The organism is Kitasatospora sp. NPDC091257, from assembly GCF_044757675.1.
In the GTDB taxonomy this organism is placed as follows: Bacteria; Actinomycetota; Actinomycetes; order Streptomycetales; family Streptomycetaceae; genus Kitasatospora; species Kitasatospora lactacystinica.
In genome coordinates, this window is sequence record NZ_JBIVVI010000665.1 from 1 (window position 1) to 5,104 (window position 5,104).

Genomic DNA, 5,104 nt, shown 5'->3' on the forward strand with positions numbered 1-5,104 from the left:
GGAGCCACCGCCCCACCGGGTACGGACGCGGGCCGGACGGCACGGGCACCGGCCGGGCTACTCCGGGCTGTCCCCGAAGTCCGCCAGCAGGGTGCGCATCACCTCGACGAACGCCGTCCGCTGCGCCTCGTCGAGGCCCGCCAGCATCCGGTGCTCGGTGGCGAGGTGGTCGGGCAGCGCGCGGTCGATCAGGGCGTGCCCCTCGGGGGTGAGGGCGACCTCGCGGCTGCGGCCGTCCTGGTCGCTGCGGGTCCGGGTGACCAGGCCGCGGGCCTCCAGTCGGTCCAGCCGCTGGGTGATGGCACCGGAGGTGACCATCGCGGACTGCATCAGTCCGGAGGGGGTGAGGCGGTAGGGCGGGCCGCTGCGCTTGAGGGTGGCGAGCACGTCGAAGGAGGCGGCGTCCAGTCCGTGCTCGGCGAAGGTGCGGTTGAGTGCCGCGTCCACCAGCCGGTAGAGGCGTTTGAGCCGGCCGAACACCTCCATCGGGGAGACGTCCAGGTCGGGGCGCTCGGCACCCCATTGCGCGACGACGCGGTCCACATGATCTGCCACGGGTTCAGGGTAGGCGATCCCCAGTGGATTCCTTAGTGGTGAGGTAACTGTGAGCCACATCACTCACTCGATGCGGTGAAGAATGCCTTAGCGCTGAGATACATTGCCTTAGTGCTAAGAAATCGCCTCGCCCTCGTCCTGCTGACGGCCCTCGCCCCGGCGGTCTGGGGCACGACCTATCTGGTCACCACCGAACTCCTGCCGCCCGGCCGCCCGCTGCTCGCCGCCGTCATCCGCTGCCTGCCCGCGGGGCTGCTCCTCGTCGCCCTCACCCGCCGTCTGCCGCAGGGCAGTTGGTGGTGGCGTTCGCTGGTCCTCGGCGCCCTCAACATCGGGGTGTTCCAGGCCCTGCTCTTCATCGCCGCCTACCGTCTGCCCGGCGGCATCGCGGCCACCGTCGGCGCCGTCCAGCCGCTGGTCACCGCCGGGCTCTCGGCCCTGGTCCTCGGCGACCGGCTCACCCTGCGCACCGTGCTGTCCGGCATCGCGGGCGTCGCGGGCGTCAGCCTGCTGGTGCTGCGGGCCAACGCCCAGCTGGACGCGATCGGGGTGCTCGCCGCGCTCGGCGGCGCCGTGGTGATGGCCGCCGGCATCGTCCTCTCCAAGCGCTGGGTCTCCCCCGCGCCGATGCTCGCCACCACCGGCTGGCAGCTCACGGCCGGCGGACTGCTGCTGGTGCCGGTCACGCTGCTCTCCGAGGGCGCGCCGCCGTCCCACTACACGCTCGCCAACGTGCTCGGCTACACCTACCTGTGCCTGATCGGCGCGGCCGTCACCTATGCGCTCTGGTTCCGGGGGCTGCGCGCGCTGCCGCCGACCTCGGTCTCCTTCCTCTCGCTGCTCAGCCCGGTGGTCGCCACCCTGCTCGGCTGGCTGGCGCTCGGCCAGGACCTCAGCCCGCTCCAGGCGTTCGGCGCGCTGGTCGTGCTCGGCTCACTGATCGCCGCCCAGACCCGACGGACCCGCACCGCGCCCGAGCCGGCACCCGGAACCGGGCCGGCGGACACCCCGCGGCCCGTCCGCGAGAACGCCTGACCCCGTCCCACCGACACCGTTCCCGCACCCACCGATCCCACCGTTCCCCACCACCACCGATCCCCACCACCTACAGGGAGTACCCCATGCGCATCACCGTTTTCGGCGCCACCGGCAATGTCGGCAGCCGGGTCGTGGCCGAGGCCCTGGCCCGCGGCCACCAGGTCACCGCCGTCGTACGGGACCCGGCGAAGCCGCACGGCCTGCCGTCCGCCGCCGCCCTGGTCGTCGGCGACGCCCGCGACCCCGAGGACGTCGCCCGGATCGCGGCCGGACAGGACGTGGTGATCACCGCCACCCGTCCGCTGCCCGGCAGCGAGCACGAACTGGCCGTCGCCACCAAGGGCCTGCTGGCCGGGATCGCCGGCACCGGCGTACGGCTGCTGGCCGTCGGCGGCGCGGGCAGCCTGCTCGTCCCGGGCGGCGGCGGGACCACCCTGGTCGACAGCCCCGGTTTCCCCGACGAGATCCGGCCGATCGCCCAGGCCTGCGACGAGCAGCTCGGCCTCTACCGTGCCGTCGGCCCGGACGTCGACTGGACCTACCTGAGCCCGGCCGCGCTCCTGGAACCCGGCGTGCGCACCGGCCGGTTCCGGACCGGCCACGACGACCTGCTGGTCGACGCCGAGGGCAACTCGGCGATCTCCATGGAGGACCTCGCCGTCGCGCTCCTCGACGAGGCCGAACAGCCCGTCCACCGCCGGGCCCGGTTCACCGCCGCCTACTGAGCGCTCGACCGCCTGGAGCCCCCGCCACGGCGGGGGTGCACCCAGCACCACCCCGAAGACGGTAGTGGGGATGATCGATCATCAGGCCGGGGCCGGACAGGATCGTTCCCGTGACCGAGCCTGAGACCAAGAGCAAGACCAAGACCGCAGCCCAGCGCACCGAAGCCGCCCCGCCCCGCGCCCGGCACGCCCGTCGCGCCGCCCTGGCCGTGGCGGCCGCCGTCCTGGCCGGCCTGGCCGTGCCCACCACCGCGGGCGCCGCCACCGGCCGCGACCCGGGCGACGCCGCCCCGGCGCCCGCCCGCTACACCCACCAGACGCTGAACTGGCAGCCCTGCGCCCGGCAGCCCGCCCTGGACTGCGCCACCATGACCGCCCCGCGCGACTGGCACCACCCCGGTGTCGGCGCCGATCTGACCATCGCCGTCTCCCGGCACCGCGCCACCGGCCCGGCCGAGCGCAAGGGCACCCTGCTGATGGCGGCCGGCGGCCCCGGCGGCACCGGCCTGCTGCGCCCGGCCAATCTGGCCGCCGGCGCCCCGGCGGTCGCCGCCGCGTACGACATCGTCGGCTTCGACCAGCGCGGGGTCGGCGAGAGCACCAAGGCGGTCTGCCAGACCGAGGCGGAGATGCAGGAGTTCCTGGCCGGCGACTACCGCGACCAGTCCCCCGCCGCGATCGACCGAGTCATCGCCAACTCCAGGAAACTGGCCGCCAGTTGCCAGGAGCGCAGCGGCGACCTGATCCCCTACCTGACCACCGAGCAGACCGCCCGCGACATCGACCTCTTCCGCGGCCTGCTCGGCGAGCGCAAGATCGGCTACTACGGTCCTTCCTACGCCTCGATGATCGGCGCCTACTACGCGACGCTCTTCCCGCACCGGGTCGAACGGATGGTGCTGGACAGCAACATCGGCTTCGACGGCACCTGGGAGACGTACGAGCTGGGCCAGCCGATGAGCTTCCAGCGCCGCTTCGACGAGGACTTCGTGCCCTGGCTCGCGGCGCGGGACACCACCTACCACTGGGGCTCGACGCCGGAGCAGGTGCGGGCGCACTGGGAGCAGCGGCGCGCCGCGCTGCACGATTCCCCCATCGTCGAGGGCTCGGTGACGATCGGCCCGAACCAGTTGGACAGCCTCGCCATGTCGGCGATCTACCGGGCGTCCGACTTCCCGGAGCTGGCCCGGATCCTGGCCGCCGTCGACAACTGGCAGGGCCTCGACCCGGCGACCAGGGCGGCGGCCGCGAAGGTCTTCGGCAGCTACCTCTCCCCGGAGTTCCTCGCCGAGTACTTCGCCGTGACCTGCAACGACACCCCGTGGACCAGGGACCTGGACACCTGGATCGAGCGCGGCGCCGAGAACACCGCCCGCTGGCCGCTGGCCGGCGCCCGGACGCTCGCCTTCAGCGCGGTCTGCGCCGCGTGGCCGGTCGCCCCGGCGCCGGAGGTCAAGGTGACGGGCGCCCACCTGCCGACCACGCTGATGCTCAACTCGGTGCACGATCCGGCGACGTACTACGAGGCGGCGCTCGGCGCGCATCGCGCGCTGCGCGGCTCCAGGCTGGTCACCGTCACCGGGAGCGGCGACCACGGCCAGTACCCCACGTCCAACACCTGCGTCAGCGGGGTGGTCGAGCGGTACCTGCTGGACGGCGAGGCGCCCGCTCGCGACCTCACCTGCCCCTCGCCGCAGGCCGGTTGACCAACCGGGTGCTCAACTCCCGGGCCGGGACCGCAGCCTGGCCCGGAGCCAGGAGAGCCCGACCGCCAGCCCGGCGAAGCCCCCGACGGCGAGCTTGATCCCGGCCTTGGCGACGATCCAGCCGATCCACGGCACGGACCAGCCCAGCCAGTGGAACACGGCCAGCAGCACCGCCGCACCGCACACCGCCGCGAGCACGGTGACCGCGACGGCCGCGGGCCGCGAGAGCTCCCGCGGGCCGTCGGCCCGCTCCCCCGCGGTCGCGTCGTCCGCCTCGCCGGTCGGGATCTTCACCATCTCGTTCGTGTCCCCCACAGTCATGGGGTGATCATACGCGTCAGCGGCAGGCGTGGTGGGTGTCGCCGAGGTGCTCGCCGGTCTCGCCGTCGGGGAAGCTGACGGCCAGGGTGACGCGGTACTCGTGGACGTCCTCCCGGTGGCCCGGCACCCGCGCCCAGGCCAGCGAGTGCACCTCGGCCTCGGGGGCCTGCCGGCACCAGGCGGCGGCCTCCTCCAGGACGGTGGCGGCCGACCGCCCGGTGCACACCACGGCGGTGTAGGCGGCGACCGCGACGTCCCCACCGGTGCGACGGGCGCGCGACACCGCCCGGACGGCCGCGGCGGCCTGGGTCAGGTCACGGGCCAGGTCGTCCACCACCCGAGGGGGCGCCGGCAGGACGACCGCTCCCTCGGCGAGGGTCTCCGGCAGGTTCGCGCTCACGGTCTGGACCTCCATCCGCATCATCACGCGGCACAGCATGCCGGGCGGTGATTCCTGGCATGCCCACTTTCACCAGAACGTCACCCGTCCAGGGCCGAGTCGGGGCGGCGCCCTGGCGCCCCGGCGCCCGCCCTGGTAGGGGGCGCCGGGCCGGGCGCCCGACGTTCCGGCAGGTCAGGAGGACGGGCGGTGGGCGCCGCCGGGGAGCCCGAAACACCGCGCACGCACCACCCCTGTGCTCCGAACCGCCGTTCCGGCGCCCGGGAGCGCCCGTCCCACCGCGGTGGACCTTCAGTCAACTTTCGTCACCGAAAGGTGAGTTGGCACTGGACGGCGGAAGGGGGGCGGCCGGCGACGGG

The 5,104-nt window shown here is 74.0% G+C and carries 6 protein-coding genes; 3 read left to right on the top strand and 3 right to left on the bottom strand.

Features of this window, described 5'->3' with window-relative positions; translation table 11 throughout:
• Window positions 1-57: 57 nt before the first annotated feature.
• Entirely contained in the window at window positions 58-555 is a 498-nt protein-coding gene (locus tag ACIQOV_RS26830; RefSeq protein ID WP_380351361.1) for a MarR family winged helix-turn-helix transcriptional regulator, read from the bottom strand.
• Between the two features lie 111 nt (window positions 556-666).
• Here ACIQOV_RS26830 and ACIQOV_RS26835 point away from each other — a divergent pair, with 111 nt between their 5' ends.
• The 3 genes from ACIQOV_RS26835 to ACIQOV_RS26845 all read left to right on the top strand — a co-directional run bounded on the left by ACIQOV_RS26835 (window position 667) and on the right by ACIQOV_RS26845 (window position 4,024).
• Entirely contained in the window at window positions 667-1,590 is a 924-nt protein-coding gene (locus ACIQOV_RS26835) for an EamA family transporter (RefSeq protein WP_380548833.1), read from the top strand.
• A gap of 86 nt (window positions 1,591-1,676) precedes the next feature.
• Complete coding sequence (locus ACIQOV_RS26840; RefSeq protein ID WP_401052675.1) at window positions 1,677-2,318, top strand: NAD(P)-dependent oxidoreductase; 642 nt, start codon at window positions 1,677-1,679, stop codon at window positions 2,316-2,318.
• 110 nt (window positions 2,319-2,428) lie between these two features.
• Window positions 2,429-4,024 carry an alpha/beta hydrolase gene (locus ACIQOV_RS26845; protein ID WP_401052678.1) on the top strand — a complete coding sequence of 532 codons (1,596 nt, stop codon included), beginning with the start codon at window positions 2,429-2,431 and terminating at the stop codon, window positions 4,022-4,024.
• A gap of 12 nt (window positions 4,025-4,036) precedes the next feature.
• Here ACIQOV_RS26845 and ACIQOV_RS26850 read toward each other — a convergent pair whose 3' ends face one another.
• Window positions 4,037-4,345, bottom strand: a complete 309-nt coding sequence (locus tag ACIQOV_RS26850) for a hypothetical protein (protein WP_401052681.1) — start codon at window positions 4,343-4,345, stop codon at window positions 4,037-4,039.
• Window positions 4,346-4,361: 16 nt separating this feature from the next.
• The gene (locus ACIQOV_RS26855) at window positions 4,362-4,745 is read right to left on the bottom strand and encodes a hypothetical protein (RefSeq protein WP_359902661.1); all 384 of its coding nucleotides are present in this window, start codon (window positions 4,743-4,745) and stop codon (window positions 4,362-4,364) included.
• Window positions 4,746-5,104 lie beyond the last annotated feature (359 nt).